Raw genomic sequence first — 16958 nt, forward strand, 5'->3', positions numbered from 1 at the left:
TACTCCTGATAAGTGTTAAGGCTTAGATAATCTGCCGAACTTCGTCGAGTGTGGTTGTACCGTAGGTACCCAAATCTAAAGCGTTGCCGTTAGCGTTGAGCGTGACGCCCTGCACCATGGCAAATTGCAGCGGTTGCGCAACCAACTGCGTTGATCCGGTGCTGGCAGAGATGGAGACTTTGTAAGAGCCATCCGGCGCTGTCGTCCCATCGGTCAGCTTGCCATCCCAGCTAAAGGTATGAACGCCAGCCGACAGCGAACCAATATCAATCGTGCGCACCACGGTGCCGTCTTTGCTGGTGACAGTTGCAGTGACTTTGTCAGCAGCCTGCGTCAGTTCAACGCCAAACGGCGTGGTGGTTCCGCTGCCTACCAGAACCGTCTGCCCCGGGATCATGACACCGTGACCAATCAGGTTAGATGCCTGCAATGACTGGCTGTTATCAATCTGCCCGGAAATCGAACCCAGAGTGGTATTCAGCTTTTCAATTCCGCTGAGGGTGCTGATCTGCGCCAGTTGCGACGTCAGCTCGTTGTTTTGCAGCGGGTTGGTCGGGTCCTGGTTTTTCAGCTGTGCGACCAGCAGCGTCAGAAAGCTACTCTGCAGGTCGGAAGCGCTGTTAGTACCTGTAGTGGACGTACCTTTGCTGGTCGATGAGACACTACTGTTAGCAGTGGTGTCATTCACGTTCACGGCGATAGACATGCGTGTCTCCTTTACTGGCCAAGGGTGAGCGTTTTGAGCATCATGCTCTTAACGGTGTTAAGCACTTCAACGTTTGCCTGATAGCTGCGTGAAGCGGACATGGTATTCACCATCTCACCGACCACATCAACGTTCGGCATTTTGACGTAGCCATTGGCATCAGCCAGCGGATTACCTGGTTCAAAGACCAGTTTGTCCGGTGCCTGACTTTCGACCACATCTGATACTTTCACGCCGCCGGTCGCCTGACCCGGAGCAGCGTCAACCTGGAAGACAACCTGTTTAGCGCGATAGGGTTGCCCATCAGGACCGGTTACGCTGTCGGCGTTCGCCAGGTTACTGGCGGCGACGTTCAGACGTTTTGATTGCGCGGTAAGCGCAGAACCAGCGACATCAAAGATATTCAGTAATGCCATTTAATTAGTTCCCCTGTTGCAGAACGCTCATCATGCTTTTGATCTGCCCACCCAGTACGGTCAGGCCGGTCTGGTATTTCACGCTGTTGTCAGCGAATTGCGTACGTTCACGATCCATATCCACAGTGTTACCGTCGAGTGAAGGCTGGTCAGGAATGCGGTACAGCAGATCGGCGGACGGCGTGGAGATGTTTTGCGCCGGGATATGGCGGGAAGATGTTAACGTCAACGCAACGCCGCTGTTTTCAGCGCGCCCGCGCTCCATCACTTTTTTTAATTCGCTGGAGAAATCAATATCGCGCGCCTGAAACCCTGGGGTATCGGCGTTGGCAATGTTTGCCGCCAGAATCTCCTGGCGCTGGGCGCTCAGGTTCAGCGCTTCTTGCTGAAAACGCAGAGCGGCATCAAGTTTATCGAGCATAGCTCCCCCACTGATGACAATTATTTAGCCAACAGCTTAAATCTCCTCAGGCAAACTTATCGCCGGAATAAGGGCAAAATGCGTCGCTATTTATTGCGTTGATAGATTTGCCATGCAGTTAAAATCTTTGCATCCCATCAACAGGCAGGAGTCTGCGATGAACGCGTTGAAAAGCGGTTTAGCCGCGACCTTACTGTTTTTGAGCCCGCTGACACAGGCGGGCGAGCTGCAAGCTCAGCTCACATCATTTTTTGCTCAGCGCCTTGCTGGCGTTAGTGACGAGGTAGTGGTAAATATACGCACCCCGCAGAACATGTTGCCCGCCTGCGATCAGCCCGCGCTGAGCGTGGTCGGCAGCGCAAAGTTATGGGGAAACGTAAATGTTGTGGCAAACTGTGCAGGGGTTAAGCGCTTTTTGCAGGTTAACGTGCAGGCGACAGGTAATTATGTAGTGGCGGCGCAATCTGTTGCGCGTGGCAGCACGCTGCAACCCGACAGCGTGACATTAAAACGCGGTCGTCTCGATCAATTGCCGCCGCGCACCATGCTGGATATCAATCAGGCGCAGGATGCGATCAGCCTGCGCGATCTGGTTCCCGGGCAGCCGATTCAGCTATCAATGCTGCGTCAGGCATGGCGGGTAAAAGCCGGACAGCGGGTACAGGTTGTGGCATCGGGAGATGGCTTTAGTGTGAACGGCGAAGGACAAGCGCTGGACAATGCCGCAGTGGCGCAAAATGCCCGCGTACGCATGTCTTCAGGCCAGATTGTCAGCGGTACGGTGAACACTGATGGGAATATTCTGATTAACCTATAATCTTTTTAAAGAAATTATGTTGCCTGCCGATAAATAAGCAACGACTAAAGATATCAGGCCCGAAACGCCGGGACACCTCGATGAGGACATCACAATGAGCATTGATCGTACATCGCCTCTGAAGCCGGTTAACGCCGTTCAACAGCGCGAAACCAACGACGCCCAGTCGCAGAAAACTCGTCTGGAAAAAGCCGAGACGGCGAACAGCACCAGCGTCACCATCAGCGGTGCGCAGGCGAAGCTGATGCAGGCGGGCGCGAATGACATCAATATGGAACGCGTTGAGCAGCTGAAAACCGCGATTCGTAATGGTGAACTGAAAATGGATACCGGCAAGATTGCCGATGCCCTGATTAACGAAGCGCAGAGTTACTTACAGAGTAAATAACAGAATGAATCGACTGTCAGACATCCTCGATCAAATGACAGTTATCCTGAGCGCTCTGAAAGACGTGATGGATGCTGAGCAAAAGCAACTTTCCGTAGGCCATGTAAATGGCAGTACGTTACAGCGTATTACGGAAGAAAAAAGTTCCTTGCTCGCAACGCTGGATTACCTGGAGCAACAGCGTCGTTCGGCGCAGAAAACACAGCGCAGCGCGAATGACGATATCGCCGATCGCTGGCAGATTATTACGCAGAAGACACAGCATTTGCGCAACCTTAACCAGCACAATGGATGGCTGCTGGAAGGGCAAATTGAGCGTAATCAGCAGGCGCTGGATGTACTGAAACCCCATCAGGAACCGACGCTGTACGGCGCCAACGGTCACACCGCTTCCGCTAACCGCGGCGGCAAAAAAATCTCGATTTAATCGACAGACATTTTTTTGCCAGGGGTTTCCCCCCTGGCAAAATTGTTTATGCCGTCCGGCGAGCAAACTCTTTCAGTTTAAAACCCAGCAGTGCCAGCGTGGCGAAGTAAGCCACCACGCCCACCCCCACTACCGCCATCAAACGCAGTAAGCGGTATGGCATCGTACCCAGTGACCATTCCGGCATAACATAGAGCATGCCCACCAGTGCAGCCGCCATTACCAGCACCGCAATGACCAGACGCAGCAGAAAGCTTTTCCAGCCTGGCTGCGGCGTGAAAATATCTTGCTTACGCAGTTGCCAGTAAAGCAGACCGGCGTTCAGGCAGGCCGCCAGGCCAATCGACAATGACAGCCCGGCATGTTTCAGCGGGCCAATAAAAGCAAGGTTCATCAGCTGTGTCATCAGCAGTGTGACAATGGCAATCTTCACCGGCGTTTTAATGTTCTGCCGCGAATAGAAACCCGGCGCCAGCACCTTCACCACAATCAGGCCCATTAAGCCGACGGAATAAGCAATTAATGCCCGCTGCGTCATCAGCGCGTCAAAGGCCGTGAATTTACCGTACTGAAACAGCGAGACGGTCAGCGGTTTTGCCAGAATGCCCAACGCCACTGCGCTCGGCAGCGCCAGCAGAAAGCAAAGACGCAGCCCCCAGTCCATCAGACGGCAGTACTCGTCATGATTGCCGCTGGCAAAGCTTTTCGACAGCGAAGGCAGCAAAATCGTCCCCAGCGCCACGCCCAGCACGCCAGACGGAAACTCCATCAGGCGATCAGCGTAGTACATCCACGATACCGATCCGGAAACCAGAAACGAGGCGAAAATCGTATTGATGATTAACGAAATCTGGCTGACCGAGACCCCAAGGATCGCAGGCCCCATCTGCTTCACAACGCGAATAGCACCGGCATCGTGAAAACTCACGCGCGGTAATACCAGCATGCCGATCTTCTTCAGATGCGGCAGTTGATAAACCAGTTGCAGCACGCCGCCCACCGTCACCGCCCATGCCAGTGCCAGCACCGGCGGATGGAAGTACGGCGCGGCAAACAGCGCAAAGCCAATCATGCTGATATTGAGAAATGTCGGCGCAAACGCCGGCACCGAGAAACGGTTCCAGGTATTGAGGATTGCACCCACCAATGACGCCAGCGAAATCAGCAGAATATAAGGAAAGGTAATGCGCAGTAGCTGTGAGGTGAGATTGAATTTATCCGCTGTATCGGCAAAACCCGGCGCGGTGACCAGAATCACCCACGGTGCCGCCAGCATCCCGGCGACAGTCACCAGCGCCAGCGCCAGCGTCAGCAAACCCGAGACATACGCCACAAACACCCGCGTCGCATCCTCGCCCTGTTTGCTTTTGTACTCAGCAAGAATGGGAACAAATGCCTGAGAAAACGCACCCTCAGCAAAGATACGCCGCAACAAATTGGGCAGTTTAAACGCCACAAAGAAGGCGTCGGTTGCCATACCTGCGCCAAAAACCCTTGCCACAATAGCGTCGCGCGCAAAACCCAGCACGCGAGAAAACATCGTCATCGAGCTGACAGCCGCCAGCGATTTTAATAGATTCATTCTGGATTCCATAAGGCACAACGCCTGCAATGCAGGCGTTGGTATACAGCGAAGCGCTTAGTCTACAGGGAAAAAGGCGAATTACTATCGCCAGATGTTACAGGCGGTTATTCACTCATCGCCTCACGCCAGAGCTTTTCCACCACGCGTTGAGCCAGGATGGCCTGTTCGCCCGCCGTTTCCGGAACCGTCTGATTTTGCACGCATTCAATAAAATGGCGCGCGCACCCCACAAAACCACGCTGTTCCAGCACGCTCTGCCAGCCAGCAACCGGACGCGCGACTACGCCCTGCCCACGCTCTTCGCGCCATTCGCGCATATCGGTGATATCCACCAGCGCGCCATCGGTGACGGCCTGAATCCATTCACGCTGGCTTCCCGCCCGCCGGTGCATACTGGTGGTGATTTGCAAGTGATCCAGTGAGAAGTGGTGTTCGGCATAAACCATGGCGCCATCATCATCCGTGAGCAACGTACCGCTTTGTAACGCCGCCGCACTTCCCGCCAGCCACAACGCGGTATCCACCACGTGCAGATAATCGTCGAGCAGCGTAAAGCGTAAATCATGCGGCCCCACGCTGTCGGTACGGTGTTTATCCATCCGCAGCGACGCCGCCTGCGGCATCTGCTGTTTTAATTCGCGGTACAGCGGCGAGAAGCGGCGGTTAAAACCGACCATCAGCGTCAGTTTTTTCCGCGCGGCCAGTTCGATAAGCCGCTCGGCATCCTGGAGGTTTTCTGCCAGCGGTTTATCAACGCAAACATGCACGCCAAGGTTCAGTAACTCACTGACCACGCTGTAGTGCGAAGCTGTCGATGTGTGGACGAAGACCGCATCACACTGCGCGGCTAATGCCGACAGCGAATCAGCATATGGAATGCGCCAGGTCTCGCATACCCGCAAGGCTTTTTCCCGCGTCGGCGACCAGGCTGCGGTTAGTGTCCAGTCGGTCGCTGCGCCGACAACCGGTAACCAGGCTTTTTGCGCAATGCCGCCCAGGCCGACCACTCCAACACGTAGTTTCGTCACGGCTAATCTCCTAAATGTGCGAGCAGCGAATCCAGACGCTGTTTCAGATCTGCCACTTCCTCTTCCAGCGCCTCAACGCGCGTCGCCAGTGATTCTTCCTGCGGGCTGACCGCCTCAACAACATTCACCAGCGTCTGTACATCGCCACTGAACAGGTGCATGTAGCGGCTTTCGCGCTTGCCGGGCTCTCTGGGCAGCCGCACGACATACGGGCCATCTTCCCGCGTCGCCAGCAGTTCCAGCGCCGTTTCCACTTCCGCCATATCGTTAAAGCGATGCATGCGTTCCGCACGACCGCGCAGTTCCCCCGGCGTTTGCGGCCCGCGCAGCAGCAGCGTGGTGATGAGCGCCACTTCTGCCGGATTGAGTTTCAGATCGCCAAATTCAGAGTTGCAAAAACGCTGCTCGTATTTCGTTACGCGATTGCCAAAACCGCTGACGGTGCGCAAATAGTGCCGTTTCACCAGTTCATCCAGCACATCCTGTACTTCATGTTCGCTGAGGTTCATGACGGGTTCACGGTTGGTCTTCTGATTACAGGCGGTAACTACACCATTGATCGACAGCGGATACTGTTCCGGCGTGGTGATCTGCTTTTCCAGCAGACAGCCGATAACGCGCGCTTCAACCGCTGAGAGTTGATACTTCATCGTTGCTCCTTAGCGACCCGGGGTCCATTCTTGTGCGGTGAGCGCGGTAAGTACGTGATCGCGCCACTGCCCGTCAATCAGCAAATACGATTTGGCGTAGCCCTCTTTCTCGAAACCCAGCCTCGCCAGCAAATCGCCACTACGTTTATTGTGCGGCATGTAATTCGCCATGATGCGGTGCATATGTTGCGTGCGCTGCATATAGCGGATCGCCGCCGTCAGCGCTTCAAACATCAGCCCTTGCCCCTGCCATTTCTGTCCGATGGAGTAGCCAAGGTAACAAGCATGAAACGAACCGCGTACCACATTGGAAAAATTCGCTACGCCGACGATCTCTTTTTCCTCAGGATCGAGCAGAGCGAAATAGAATGCCGAACCCTGCTTATGAAACTCATTGATCATGCCAAGACGGGCCTGCCAACCGGAAGGATAGCAATGACTTTCATCGCGCACGGGCTCCCAGGGCTTGAGAAATTGCCGATTTTCGGCGTAATAATCCGCCAGGCGCCAGGCATCGCGCTCATGCACTAAACGAACCACTAATCTGTCTGTGACTAAGCGTACTTTCGGCACGTTACTGCGGTAGCCAAACATGCATTACCACTCCTTCCATTTCACCACTCTTTTAACCCCTTACCTTTACTATACATTTGCGCAGCCACTCTGTGAAAACAGCAACATGGCATTTTCCACTTTGCGGGCTATTTTCGATGAAAACTCTGAATCAAAGCCGGATTTTGATAAAAAAATATTGTCACCGCGCATGTGGGAAAAGATCGGGCGAACCCGCAGAATAAGAATGTCTTATCTTTCTTAATTTCCCGGAGGGGAAATGGCGCGCATATCGCAGGCAAGGAGCCTGGGTAAATATTTCCTGCTTGTCGATAATATGCTGGTGGTCCTCGGCTTTTTCGTTGTCTTCCCACTTATTTCTATTCGTTTTGTTGATCAGCTCGGCTGGGCGGCATTGATGGTCGGTATTGCACTCGGCCTGCGGCAATTTATTCAGCAGGGTTTGGGGATTTTCGGCGGCGCGATTGCCGACCGCTTTGGCGCCAAACCGCTGATCGTCACCGGCATGCTGATGCGCGCGGGCGGTTTCGTCGCGATGGGCGTGGCGCATGAACCCTGGCTGCTGTGGCTCTCCTGCATTCTTTCCGGGCTGGGCGGCACGCTGTTTGATCCGCCGCGTTCCGCACTGGTGGTCAAACTGGTGCGCCCCAACCAGCGCAGCCGCTTTTTCTCTATCCTGATGATGCAGGACAGCGCCGGCGCGGTTGTCGGTGCATTGCTCGGGAGCTGGCTGTTGCAATATGACTTTCGTCTGGTGTGTGCCGCCGGTGCGCTAATGTTCGTGCTCTGCGCCGCGTTTAACGCCTGGCTGTTACCGGCGTGGAAGCTCTCTACGGTAAAGGCACCGGTGCGCGAAGGGCTGGCTCGCGTGCTGCACGACAAACGGTTTGTCACCTACGTTCTGACGCTGACCGGCTACTATATGCTGGCAGTACAGGTAATGCTGATGCTGCCGATCATGGTCAACGATATTGCCGGTTCACCGGCGGCGGTGAAGTGGATGTATGCCATCGAAGCCTGTTTGTCGCTGACGTTGCTCTACCCTATCGCCCGCTGGAGCGAAAAACGCTTTCGTCTTGAACACCGTCTGATGGCCGGGCTGCTGGTGATGTCATTCAGCCTGCTGCCGATCGGAATGGTCGGGACGCTGCAGCAACTGTTTACGCTTATCTGCACGTTCTATATCGGCTCAATTATTGCCGAACCTGCGCGGGAAACCTTAAGCGCACAGCTAGCAGATGCCCGTGCGCGTGGCAGTTATATGGGCTTCAGCCGCCTGGGGCTGGCATTTGGCGGCGCGCTGGGTTACGCCGGCGGCGGGTGGTTGTTTGATGCCGGCAAAGCCTTCAACCAGCCGGAATTACCGTGGATGATGCTCGGTCTGATCGGGCTGATGACCTCAATGGCGCTGCTGTGGCAATTCGGCCAGAAGCGTATTCGCCCGCGGATGCTTGAACCTGGCGCCTGATTTGCGCCATGCAATGCTCTCTTCCATACTGGTCTTTGATGGATAAGCCAGTATGGAGGAGAAACGTGAAACTCTACATTTACGACCACTGCCCTTTCTGCGTTAAAGCCCGCATGATTTTCGGCCTTAAAAATCTTCCCGTAGAACTCAATATCCTGCTCAGTGACGACGAGGCCACGCCAACCAAAATGATTGGTCAGAAAATGGCGCCAATCCTGCAAAAAGACGACAGCCGTTATCTGCCGGAGAGTATGGATATTGTGCACTATGTCGATAAACTTGACGGCAAACCGCTGCTCACCGGTAAACGGAACCCGAAACTGGAAGAGTGGCTGCGCAAGGTTAATGGCTATGTGAACAAATTGCTGATACCCCGCTTTGCGAAATCCGCCTTCGACGAGTTTTCCACACCGCAGGCGCGCGCCTGGTTTATCGCGAAGAAAGAGGCGGCGATCGGCAATTTCGACGAACATCTCGCCCACTCTGCCGGGCTGGTGAAAAATATCAGCGACGACCTGCGGACGCTGGACAAGCTCATTGTCAAACCGAATGCGGTCAACGGCGAGCTCTCAGAGGACGATATTCATCTTTTCCCGCTGCTGCGTAACCTGACTCTTGTTGCCGGAATTAACTGGCCGAGCCGGGTAGCGGATTACCGCGATAATATGGCCAAGCAGACCCAGGTTAACCTGCTTTCATCGATGGCTATTTAGTGGACTCACGGCGGAAGCGTATGTTTCCGCCAGCCTTTCAGCTTTTTCCGCTAGCCTTTGTACCTCGTCTGACGCATCCTACGCACCGGCTTTGACGCCTTCGGAATCACGTTGAGGAATTATGAAGAAGATCTTTTTTGCCGCTGCCTTACTGCTGAGCGGCGTGCTGGTGGGCTGTAACCAACTGACCCAATATTCCATCAGCGAACAGGAAATTAACCAGGCGCTGCAAAAACGCAATGATTTTGCGAAAGACATTGGCCTGCCAGGCGTGGCCGACGCGCACATTGTGCTGAACAACCTGGCGTCGGAAATTGGTCGCGAAGAGCCGAACAAAGTCACGCTGACCGGTGATGCCAACCTGGATATGACCTCCCTTTTCGGTAACCAGAAAGCGGTCATCAAGCTGAAACTGAAGGCGCTACCAGTCTTCGATAAAGAGAAAGGCGCCATTTATTTGCAAGAAATGGAAGTAGTGAAAGCCGACGTGCAGCCAGAAAAAATGCAGACAGTGCTGCAAACGTTGATGCCCTACCTGAACCAGTCGCTGCGCAACTACTTTAATCAGCGTCCGGCTTATGTGCTAAAAGAGGACAGCAGCAAAGGCGAAGCGCTGGCGAAGAAATACGCCAAAGGCATTGAGGTGAAACCAGGCGAAATTATTATCCCCCTCACCGACTGAGCCACAGGGCGCCGCGAGCGCCCTTTTTTTCAGGAAAAAGATGCAAACGAAAACGTTTCCGCTTATCCTTAGTGCCCGGCAAAAAACACCTGATTCTCACCAGCCGGAGCACTCCAATGACACAATCCCAGGTTTTGAAAATCCGCCGTCCTGACGACTGGCACGTCCACCTGCGTGATGGCGATATGTTAAAAACCGTGGTGCCGTGGACCAGTGAAACCTACGCCCGCGCCATTGTCATGCCTAATCTCGCTCCCCCTGTGACAACCGTTGATGCTGCGCGCGCGTACCGCCAGCGCATTCTTGATGCTGTGCCTGCCGGACATGATTTCACCCCGCTAATGACCTGCTATCTGACCGACAGTCTGAGTGCGGATGAAGTGGAACGTGGGTTTAACGAAAACGTCTTTACGGCGGCAAAACTTTATCCCGCGAATGCCACCACCAACTCCAGCCACGGCGTCACCAGCATTGATGCCATTATGCCGGTGCTGGAGCGCATGGAGAAACTGGGCATGCCGCTGCTGGTGCATGGCGAAGTGACCCACGCGGAGATCGATATCTTCGATCGCGAAGCGCGTTTTATTGAAACGGTGATGGAGCCGCTGCGCCAGCGCCTGCCGGGTTTGAAAGTCGTGTTTGAGCATATCACCACCAAAGACGCGGCTGATTATGTGCGCGAGGGCAATGAGCGCCTGGCAGCGACCATTACGCCACAGCATTTGATGTTTAACCGTAACCATATGCTGGTTGGCGGTGTGCGTCCGCATCTCTACTGTTTGCCTATCCTTAAGCGCAATATCCACCAGCAGGCGCTGCGAGAGTTGGTCGCCAGTGGATTTGAACGCGCTTTTCTCGGTACCGATTCCGCACCGCACGCGCGGCACCGGAAAGAGGCAAGCTGTGGTTGCGCCGGTTGCTTCAACGCGCCGACTGCGCTCGGCAGCTACGCTACCGTGTTTGAAGAGATGAACGCCTTGCAGCATTTTGAAGCGTTCTGCTCGCTGAATGGACCGCGTTTTTACGGGCTGCCGTTCAATGAGAGCTTTATTGAGCTGGAACGTATCGAAAGCGTCGTGCCAGAGAGCATTGCCCTGACGGACGATACGCTGGTGCCGTTCCTCGCAGGAGAAACCGTTCGCTGGCGCGTTAAGCAGTAAAATTTTTATTGCCCCCTGTTGTAAAGATACTTTATTAACTGTATATATATACAGTAAACACACAGGGGGCTATTATGCGCATTGAAGTGACTATCGCCAAAACCACACCCTTACCGCCAGGTGCTATCGATGCGCTGGCGGGCGAATTATCCCGTCGGCTCAATAATTACTATCCCGAACACGATAACAAAATCACCGTTCGCTACGCTGCGGCTAATAACCTGTCGGTGCTTGGTGGCGCAAAAGAAGATAAAGATCGCATAAGCGAAATTTTGCAGGAAACCTGGGAAAGCGCCGACGACTGGTTTATCAACGACTAATTTCTCTTTAAGTTTGTTCTTATTGCCGGGTCGCCCCGGCTTTTTTGTCTGTTTTTTACGCCATTCATTAATTCTGTAGTTCTTTAGTAAAAATATGTGCTTAAGGTTTCGTTTTCTTATTCAAAAAAATCAAACAGCCTAAAAAACATGTTGCAGAGTGTTTATTTATTCGATCATCACCCCCATCTGTTGATATACTAAAGAGGCTTCAAATAAAACACGCATTGAACCTCGAAAGTCGTTGTCTAAATAAACACGCTAATATGGGGGTTATGATGGTAAAGAATAATGAAGTCATCCAGACCCATCCACTGGTCGGATGGGACATCAGTACCGTGGATAGTTACGATGCCCTGATGCTCCGGTTACACTACCAGACCCCAAACAGAGCCGCTCAGGAAGAGACTGAAGTCGGTCAGACGTTATGGTTAACGACAGATGTCGCCCGCCAGTTTATATCGATTCTCGAGGCGGGTATTGCCAAGATTGAATCAGGCGATTACCAGGAAGATGAGTACCGCAGGCATTAGTCTTAATGCTGACCTTCATCCCAACAGGCACCCTTCAGGGTGCCTTAATTATTTCTGCCCTTGTATAACGCCGCCAGGTTAATTACCCTCCTGAACACGCTTTTTCCTGGAGAACACCATGAAATATGACCTGATTATTATCGGCAGCGGATCTGTCGGCGCAGCGGCCGGCTATTACGCTTCTCGCGCCGGGCTAAATGTCCTGATGACCGATGCTCATCTCCCGCCGCACCAGCAAGGCAGCCATCATGGCGATACGCGCCTGATTCGCCATGCGTATGGTGAAGGTGAAAAATATGTTCCGCTGGTGCTGCGCGCCCAACAGCTGTGGGATCAGTTAGCCAGCGAAAGCGGTGAGGCGGTGTTCGAACGGACCGGCGTGATCAACCTCGGCCCGGCTGATTCCGCATTTCTCGCCAATGTCGCCCACAGTGCTAAGCAGTGGGATCTGGCGGTAGAAAAACTGGATGCGCCTTCACTGATGGCCCGCTGGCCCGAAATCACCGTGCCGGAAGACTATATCGGCCTGTTCGAAGCCGATTCCGGCGTGCTGAAAAGCGAACTGGCGGTAAAAACCTGGATCCATCTCGCCCGGCAAGCCGGTTGCGCGCAACTGTTTAACTGCCCGGTTACCGCGCTGCGTCATGGCCCTGAAGGCGCTACCATCGAAACAGCGGAAGGCGAGTTCGTCGGCAAGAAAGTGTTGGTTAGCGCCGGCACCTGGGTACGTCAGTTAATTCCAACGCTTCCAGTACAACCCGTACGCAAGGTTTTCGCCTGGTTCCAGGCGGATGGTCGCTACAGCAGCAAAAATCACTTTCCCGCCTTCACCGGTGAAATGCCGAATGGCGATCAGTATTACGGTTTCCCTGCCGAAGACAACGCACTGAAGATCGGTCGTCATAACGGCGGTCAGCTCATCGACGAGGCACAACAGCGTACACCTTTTGGCCATGAAGCAGGAGACGGTTCGGAGTGCTTCGGTTTTCTGCGCCAGTTCCTGCCGGGCATTGGCGGTTGTCTTTACGGCGCTTCATGTACCTACGATAACTCGCCGGACGAAGATTTTATTATTGATACTTTACCGGAACATCCGGACACGCTGATTATCACTGGACTGAGCGGCCATGGATTTAAATTCGCGCCGGTGCTCGGCGAAATCGCCTGTGAATTTGCGCAGGGTAAATGCAGTGATTTTGATTTAACGCCTTTTTCCCTGTCACGCTTTACCCGATAATCCGTCGGCGGCCTTATTTGTGGCCGCCTTTATTTTTTGCGGAGAGATCATGCGTCGTTTATTCGACTTCCTTATTAATAACGTGCGTGAGCATTTGATGTTATATATTGCGCTGTGGCTACTCGTTGCGCTAATCGACCTTATTTATATTGTATGGCCTTGACCATAAATATTGACAAAAGCTGACATTTATTTAAAAAAACAATTATTAAAACAATTTTCCTGAACAACAAAAACCTTTCACATCCTGCTATTAACAGCCAACGTTACCTGTCACCCTCTAATCATCTGAACATCACAAGCAATAATCATTCAAAAAATGTGATATAGGAAAATTAATTATTTAATTGATTAATTTTCAGTTGCATTATGTATCCGCTCCCGCCATTTTAAATTAACCGTTCGTTAACCAAATTCACAATTATGCAATTTCGCAACTCACCCACCCGCTACGGCGCTATTTCCGTTGCTCTTCACTGGCTGATGGCAATAGCCGTTTATGGCATGTTTGCGCTGGGATTATGGATGGTCACGCTCAGTTATTATGATGGCTGGTACCATCAGGCACCGGAACTGCATAAAAGCATCGGCATTCTGTTGATGTTAGGGCTGGTGGTGCGCATTGTCTGGCGGCATATTTCACCGCCCCCTTCCTCGCTTTCCAGTTATTCACGCCTGACGCGAGCAAGTGCCGTACTGGCGCATATTGCACTCTATGTGTTGCTGTCTGGCATTCTCATCAGCGGCTATTTAATCTCCACCGCGGATGGCAAACCGATCAACGTATTTGGCCTGTTTAACGTGCCTGCGACGCTTACCGACGCCGGTTCGCAGGCGGATCTCGCAGGTACTGTTCACTTATGGCTGGCATGGAGCGTGGTCGTGCTCTCGGTAGTGCACGGTCTGGCCGCCTTAAAGCACCATTTCATCGATAAAGACGTCACTCTCAAGCGCATGCTGGGAAAATCGTCGCCTGACTCTGGAGCATAATATGAAGAAAATCCTGCCGGGACTCGCTCTCGCCTCGCTACTCTTTGCTACCGGCACTGCCGTAGCCGCAGATTATAAAATCGATAAAGAGGGGCAACACGCTTTCGTCAACTTCCGTATCCAGCACCTTGGATACAGTTGGTTATACGGCACGTTTAAAGATTTCGACGGTACATTTACCTTCGACGAAGCCAACCCGGCCGCCGATAAAGTGAATGTGACGATCAACACTAACAGCCTGGACACCAATCATGCTGAGCGTGATAAGCATCTGCGCAGTGCGGAATTTCTGAATGTGGCGAAATTCCCGCAGGCAACGTTCAGCTCTACCGAAGTGAAGAAAACGGCTGATGGACTGAATATCACCGGTAATCTGACGCTGAATGGCGTGACGAAGCCGGTGGTGCTGGCGGCAAAACTCATCGGTGAGGGTAAAGATCCGTGGGGCGGCGTGCGCGCAGGGTTTGAAGCTTCTGGCAAAATTGCGCTGAAAGATTTCAATATTACGACCGATCTTGGGCCAGCATCGCAGGATGTGGAGCTGATTATTTCCGTCGAAGGCGTACAGCAGAAGTAAATGAGCAGGAGAGGGCTTGCCCTCTCCTGTTTGCGTTATTCCGGATCCGGAATTCCCAGTTTCGTGTTCAGACGTCCGCGCGATTTGTTGAAGATTTTATTGCCGTTCTCGCGTCCGGCGCGGCGTTTACGCTGCTCCTCTTCCGGCAACTTGCTCTCTTCCTGACACAATTCACTGCAACAGCCTTCATATTTCTCCGCACAAGTCGGGCATTGAATAAACAGCAAATGACAACCATCGTTGCGGCAGTTGGTATGTGAGTCGCACGGCGCACCGCACTGGTGGCAATGGGCAATCACGTCGTCGGAAATGCGTTCCCCCATTCGCTCATCGAAAACGAAATTCTTTCCGACAAAGCGAACAGGCAGACCCTGTTCACGGGCGCGACGCGCATACTCAATGATGCCGCCTTCGATATGCCACACTTTCTTAAAACCGTTGTGCTTCATCCAGGCACTCGCCTTTTCACAGCGAATACCGCCAGTGCAGTACATGACAATTTTCTTGTCTTTATGCGCCTGCATCATCTCAACGGCTTTAGGTAACTGCTCGCGGAAAGTATCAGCGGGGATCTCCAGCGCGCCGTCAAAATGCCCCACTTCATATTCATAGTGGTTGCGCATATCGATAAAAATCGCTTCCGGATCGTCGAGCATAGCGTTCACTTCCGCCGCTTTCAGATAATCGCCGACATCGCTGGCGTTAAAACTCTCATCTTCAATGCCGTCCGCAACAATGCGATCGCGCACTTTCATGCGTAGCACCCAGAAGGATTTGCCGTCATCGTCAATGGCGATGTTCAGACGCAGACCATCCAGTGCCGGATCGAAGGCATAAAGCGTCTCGCGAAAAGCCGGGAACAGGCTTTGCGGTACGCTGATCTGCGCATTAATCCCTTCATGAGCAAGATAAATGCGACCAAATACCTTCAGCGCGGTAAACGCCTGGTAAAGGGCATCGCGCGTTGCCTGCGGGTCTATAATAGAAAAATATTTATAAAACGAGACCGTTATACGCGGCTCGGTTTCAGCAAGCATGCGCGCTTTTAATTCATCGTTGGCGATGCGGTTGTGTAACACTGGCATGGTGTACGTTTCCTGCAAAGTAGAGAGTGAAAAAACGGCGGCATCATAAAGCAAATACTGATAATTTACATCCACACATTTTACGCTACATTTCTTCTCAATCTGCTCATTGCGGTATAACAATCACCGGAAAAACCGCCATTCCGTGCGCCCGGATTTTGGCAAATTCCGAAAAAGTGCGAGAATACAGGGAATTGTTGCTTAACACAGGACAGTCATGACGCTTTTACCTAAGTTTTCAGCCTCACTTTTACATCCTCGTTTTTGGCCCACCTGGTTTGGAATTGGTGTGCTGTGGCTGGTCGTTCAACTCCCCTATCCGGTCATTTATCGTCTGGGGTATGGCATTGGCCATCTGGCTAAACGGGTGATGAAACGGCGCGTAAAAATCGCCGAGCGCAATCTTGAACTCTGTTTCCCGCAGATGGGTGCGGAAGAACGTCAGCGCATGGTTAGCCAAAATTTTGCGTCTGTCGGTATGGGCCTGCTGGAGACCGGCATGGCCTGGTTCTGGTCCGATCGCCGAATAGCGCGCTGGATGGATGTCTCCGGTTTTGAATATGTTCGCGATGTGCAGGCGCAAGGGCGCGGTATTTTGCTGATTGGCGTGCATTTTCTCACCCTGGAAATGGGCGCCCGTATGTTCGGTATGAATGAGCCGGGAATTGGTGTCTACAGACCGAACGACAATCCGGTTATCGATCTGGTGCAGACCTGGGGACGCATGCGTTCCAACAAAAGTATGATCGACCGAAAAGATCTTAAAGGAATGATCCGCGCGCTGAAAGCCGGCGAGGTTGTCTGGTACGCGCCGGACCACGATTACGGCCCGCGGGCCAGCGTTTTCGCCCCTTTCTTTGCCGTTGAGCAGGCGGCGTCCACTTCCGGCACCTGGATGCTGGCGCGGATGTCTCAGGCCGCTATCGTACCGTTTGTTCCGCGCCGTAAGCCGGATGCTAAAGGCTATGAGCTGATCATGCTGGAGCCGGAGTACTCTCCGCCACTTGACGATGCAGAAACAACAGCCGCCTGGATGAACAAAGTCGTGGAACGTTGCATCATGATGGCTCCCGAGCAGTATATGTGGCTACATCGCCGCTTTAAAACACGCCGGAAGGCGTCCCTTCTCGCTACTGAACATCTGAATAGCCCGCATTTGCGGGCTTTTTTTCATCATACAAAAAT

21 protein-coding genes and 1 pseudogene are annotated in these 16958 nt (G+C 53.0%); 14 read left to right on the forward strand and 8 right to left on the reverse strand.

Annotated features, from left to right (window positions below; all coding sequences use genetic code 11):
* Positions 1-22: 22 nt before the first annotated feature.
* From flgD to flgB, 3 genes are read right to left on the reverse strand one after another with little or no spacing between them, the layout of a single operon-like run.
* Positions 23-706 (reverse strand): flagellar hook assembly protein FlgD, encoded by a 684-nt coding sequence (gene flgD, locus AWR26_RS15795; RefSeq protein WP_064567242.1) that lies wholly within the window; start codon positions 704-706, stop codon positions 23-25.
* Positions 707-717: 11 nt separating this feature from the next.
* Positions 718-1122, reverse strand: a complete 405-nt coding sequence (gene flgC / locus AWR26_RS15800) for a flagellar basal body rod protein FlgC (protein WP_043953897.1) — start codon at positions 1120-1122, stop codon at positions 718-720.
* Between the two features lie 4 nt (positions 1123-1126).
* Positions 1127-1543 carry a flagellar basal body rod protein FlgB gene (gene flgB, locus AWR26_RS15805; protein WP_007374474.1) on the reverse strand — a complete coding sequence of 139 codons (417 nt, stop codon included), beginning with the start codon at positions 1541-1543 and terminating at the stop codon, positions 1127-1129.
* Between the two features lie 157 nt (positions 1544-1700).
* Here flgB and flgA point away from each other — a divergent pair, with 157 nt between their 5' ends.
* The 3 genes from flgA to flgN all read left to right on the forward strand — a co-directional run bounded on the left by flgA (position 1701) and on the right by flgN (position 3175).
* On the forward strand, positions 1701-2360 hold the full coding sequence (gene flgA / locus AWR26_RS15810; protein ID WP_064567244.1) for a flagellar basal body P-ring formation chaperone FlgA: 660 nt from the start codon (positions 1701-1703) through the stop codon (positions 2358-2360).
* A gap of 94 nt (positions 2361-2454) precedes the next feature.
* A complete protein-coding gene (gene flgM, locus AWR26_RS15815; RefSeq protein ID WP_043953899.1) occupies positions 2455-2748 on the forward strand; it encodes a flagellar biosynthesis anti-sigma factor FlgM in 294 nt (97 codons plus the stop codon).
* 4 nt (positions 2749-2752) lie between these two features.
* Entirely contained in the window at positions 2753-3175 is a 423-nt protein-coding gene (flgN, locus tag AWR26_RS15820) for a flagella biosynthesis chaperone FlgN (RefSeq protein WP_064567246.1), read from the forward strand.
* A gap of 46 nt (positions 3176-3221) precedes the next feature.
* On the opposite strand, the gene murJ is transcribed toward flgN, so the two are convergent.
* From murJ to rimJ, 4 genes are all read right to left on the reverse strand, one after another.
* Positions 3222-4757, reverse strand: a complete 1536-nt coding sequence (gene murJ, locus AWR26_RS15825; protein WP_007374470.1) for a murein biosynthesis integral membrane protein MurJ — start codon at positions 4755-4757, stop codon at positions 3222-3224.
* A gap of 107 nt (positions 4758-4864) precedes the next feature.
* Positions 4865-5788: a Gfo/Idh/MocA family protein gene (locus tag AWR26_RS15830; RefSeq protein WP_064567248.1), complete on the reverse strand. Its 924-nt coding sequence runs from the start codon at positions 5786-5788 to the stop codon at positions 4865-4867.
* A gap of 2 nt (positions 5789-5790) precedes the next feature.
* Positions 5791-6438: a YceH family protein gene (locus tag AWR26_RS15835; protein ID WP_064567250.1), complete on the reverse strand. Its 648-nt coding sequence runs from the start codon at positions 6436-6438 to the stop codon at positions 5791-5793.
* A 9-nt stretch (positions 6439-6447) separates the two neighbouring features.
* Positions 6448-7032, reverse strand: a complete 585-nt coding sequence (rimJ, locus tag AWR26_RS15840; protein ID WP_064567252.1) for a ribosomal protein S5-alanine N-acetyltransferase — start codon at positions 7030-7032, stop codon at positions 6448-6450.
* A gap of 238 nt (positions 7033-7270) precedes the next feature.
* Here rimJ and mdtH point away from each other — a divergent pair, with 238 nt between their 5' ends.
* The 10 genes from mdtH (at position 7271) to AWR26_RS15890 (ending at position 14688) form a co-directional block, all read left to right on the forward strand.
* Complete coding sequence (mdtH, locus tag AWR26_RS15845) at positions 7271-8479, forward strand: multidrug efflux MFS transporter MdtH (RefSeq protein WP_064567254.1); 1209 nt, start codon at positions 7271-7273, stop codon at positions 8477-8479.
* A gap of 65 nt (positions 8480-8544) precedes the next feature.
* Positions 8545-9192 (forward strand): glutaredoxin 2, encoded by a 648-nt coding sequence (gene grxB / locus AWR26_RS15850; protein ID WP_064567256.1) that lies wholly within the window; start codon positions 8545-8547, stop codon positions 9190-9192.
* A 121-nt stretch (positions 9193-9313) separates the two neighbouring features.
* Positions 9314-9874: a lipoprotein gene (locus AWR26_RS15855; protein ID WP_007374463.1), complete on the forward strand. Its 561-nt coding sequence runs from the start codon at positions 9314-9316 to the stop codon at positions 9872-9874.
* A gap of 116 nt (positions 9875-9990) precedes the next feature.
* Positions 9991-11034: a dihydroorotase gene (gene pyrC / locus AWR26_RS15860; RefSeq protein WP_064567258.1), complete on the forward strand. Its 1044-nt coding sequence runs from the start codon at positions 9991-9993 to the stop codon at positions 11032-11034.
* A gap of 74 nt (positions 11035-11108) precedes the next feature.
* The gene (gene dinI, locus AWR26_RS15865; protein ID WP_007374461.1) at positions 11109-11354 is read left to right on the forward strand and encodes a DNA damage-inducible protein I; all 246 of its coding nucleotides are present in this window, start codon (positions 11109-11111) and stop codon (positions 11352-11354) included.
* A gap of 275 nt (positions 11355-11629) precedes the next feature.
* A complete protein-coding gene (gene bssS / locus AWR26_RS15870; protein WP_017456389.1) occupies positions 11630-11884 on the forward strand; it encodes a biofilm formation regulator BssS in 255 nt (84 codons plus the stop codon).
* Positions 11885-12002: 118 nt separating this feature from the next.
* Positions 12003-13121, forward strand: a complete 1119-nt coding sequence (solA, locus tag AWR26_RS15875) for an N-methyl-L-tryptophan oxidase (RefSeq protein WP_064567260.1) — start codon at positions 12003-12005, stop codon at positions 13119-13121.
* A 49-nt stretch (positions 13122-13170) separates the two neighbouring features.
* Positions 13171-13284 carry a YceO family protein gene (locus tag AWR26_RS15880; protein WP_064567264.1) on the forward strand — a complete coding sequence of 38 codons (114 nt, stop codon included), beginning with the start codon at positions 13171-13173 and terminating at the stop codon, positions 13282-13284.
* 260 nt (positions 13285-13544) lie between these two features.
* On the forward strand, positions 13545-14111 hold the full coding sequence (locus AWR26_RS15885) for a cytochrome b (protein ID WP_064567266.1): 567 nt from the start codon (positions 13545-13547) through the stop codon (positions 14109-14111).
* Position 14112: 1 nt separating this feature from the next.
* Positions 14113-14688: a YceI family protein gene (locus AWR26_RS15890; RefSeq protein ID WP_064567268.1), complete on the forward strand. Its 576-nt coding sequence runs from the start codon at positions 14113-14115 to the stop codon at positions 14686-14688.
* A gap of 35 nt (positions 14689-14723) precedes the next feature.
* Here AWR26_RS15890 and trhO read toward each other — a convergent pair whose 3' ends face one another.
* The gene (gene trhO, locus AWR26_RS15895) at positions 14724-15773 is read right to left on the reverse strand and encodes an oxygen-dependent tRNA uridine(34) hydroxylase TrhO (RefSeq protein WP_064567270.1); all 1050 of its coding nucleotides are present in this window, start codon (positions 15771-15773) and stop codon (positions 14724-14726) included.
* A gap of 217 nt (positions 15774-15990) precedes the next feature.
* Here trhO and AWR26_RS15900 point away from each other — a divergent pair.
* Positions 15991-16910, forward strand: a pseudogene (locus AWR26_RS15900) (Kdo(2)-lipid IV(A) acyltransferase).
* Positions 16911-16958: the final 48 nt, after the last annotated feature.

The sequence above is a fragment of the Kosakonia oryzae genome (assembly GCF_001658025.2).
Classification (GTDB): Bacteria; Pseudomonadota; Gammaproteobacteria; order Enterobacterales; family Enterobacteriaceae; genus Kosakonia; species Kosakonia oryzae.

Bases quoted from the DNA above. Each gene is read 5' to 3' on its own strand.
- flgC (WP_043953897.1), bottom strand. From the start codon at position 1,122: ATGGCATTACTGAATATCTTTGATGTCGCTGGTTCTGCGCTTACCGCG.
- AWR26_RS15855 (WP_007374463.1), top strand. From the start codon at position 9,314: ATGAAGAAGATCTTTTTTGCCGCTGCCTTACTGCTGAGCGGCGTGCTG.
- AWR26_RS15880 (WP_064567264.1), top strand. From the start codon at position 13,171: ATGCGTCGTTTATTCGACTTCCTTATTAATAACGTGCGTGAGCATTTG.
- AWR26_RS15885 (WP_064567266.1), top strand. From the start codon at position 13,545: ATGCAATTTCGCAACTCACCCACCCGCTACGGCGCTATTTCCGTTGCT.
- flgM (WP_043953899.1), top strand. From the start codon at position 2,455: ATGAGCATTGATCGTACATCGCCTCTGAAGCCGGTTAACGCCGTTCAA.
- solA (WP_064567260.1), top strand. From the start codon at position 12,003: ATGAAATATGACCTGATTATTATCGGCAGCGGATCTGTCGGCGCAGCG.
- dinI (WP_007374461.1), top strand. From the start codon at position 11,109: ATGCGCATTGAAGTGACTATCGCCAAAACCACACCCTTACCGCCAGGT.
- mdtH (WP_064567254.1), top strand. From the start codon at position 7,271: ATGGCGCGCATATCGCAGGCAAGGAGCCTGGGTAAATATTTCCTGCTT.
- murJ (WP_007374470.1), bottom strand. From the start codon at position 4,757: ATGAATCTATTAAAATCGCTGGCGGCTGTCAGCTCGATGACGATGTTT.
- AWR26_RS15890 (WP_064567268.1), top strand. From the start codon at position 14,113: ATGAAGAAAATCCTGCCGGGACTCGCTCTCGCCTCGCTACTCTTTGCT.
- AWR26_RS15835 (WP_064567250.1), bottom strand. From the start codon at position 6,438: ATGAAGTATCAACTCTCAGCGGTTGAAGCGCGCGTTATCGGCTGTCTG.
- rimJ (WP_064567252.1), bottom strand. From the start codon at position 7,032: ATGTTTGGCTACCGCAGTAACGTGCCGAAAGTACGCTTAGTCACAGAC.
- bssS (WP_017456389.1), top strand. From the start codon at position 11,630: ATGGTAAAGAATAATGAAGTCATCCAGACCCATCCACTGGTCGGATGG.
- flgA (WP_064567244.1), top strand. From the start codon at position 1,701: ATGAACGCGTTGAAAAGCGGTTTAGCCGCGACCTTACTGTTTTTGAGC.
- flgB (WP_007374474.1), bottom strand. From the start codon at position 1,543: ATGCTCGATAAACTTGATGCCGCTCTGCGTTTTCAGCAAGAAGCGCTG.
- flgD (WP_064567242.1), bottom strand. From the start codon at position 706: ATGTCTATCGCCGTGAACGTGAATGACACCACTGCTAACAGTAGTGTC.
- trhO (WP_064567270.1), bottom strand. From the start codon at position 15,773: ATGCCAGTGTTACACAACCGCATCGCCAACGATGAATTAAAAGCGCGC.
- pyrC (WP_064567258.1), top strand. From the start codon at position 9,991: ATGACACAATCCCAGGTTTTGAAAATCCGCCGTCCTGACGACTGGCAC.
- flgN (WP_064567246.1), top strand. From the start codon at position 2,753: ATGAATCGACTGTCAGACATCCTCGATCAAATGACAGTTATCCTGAGC.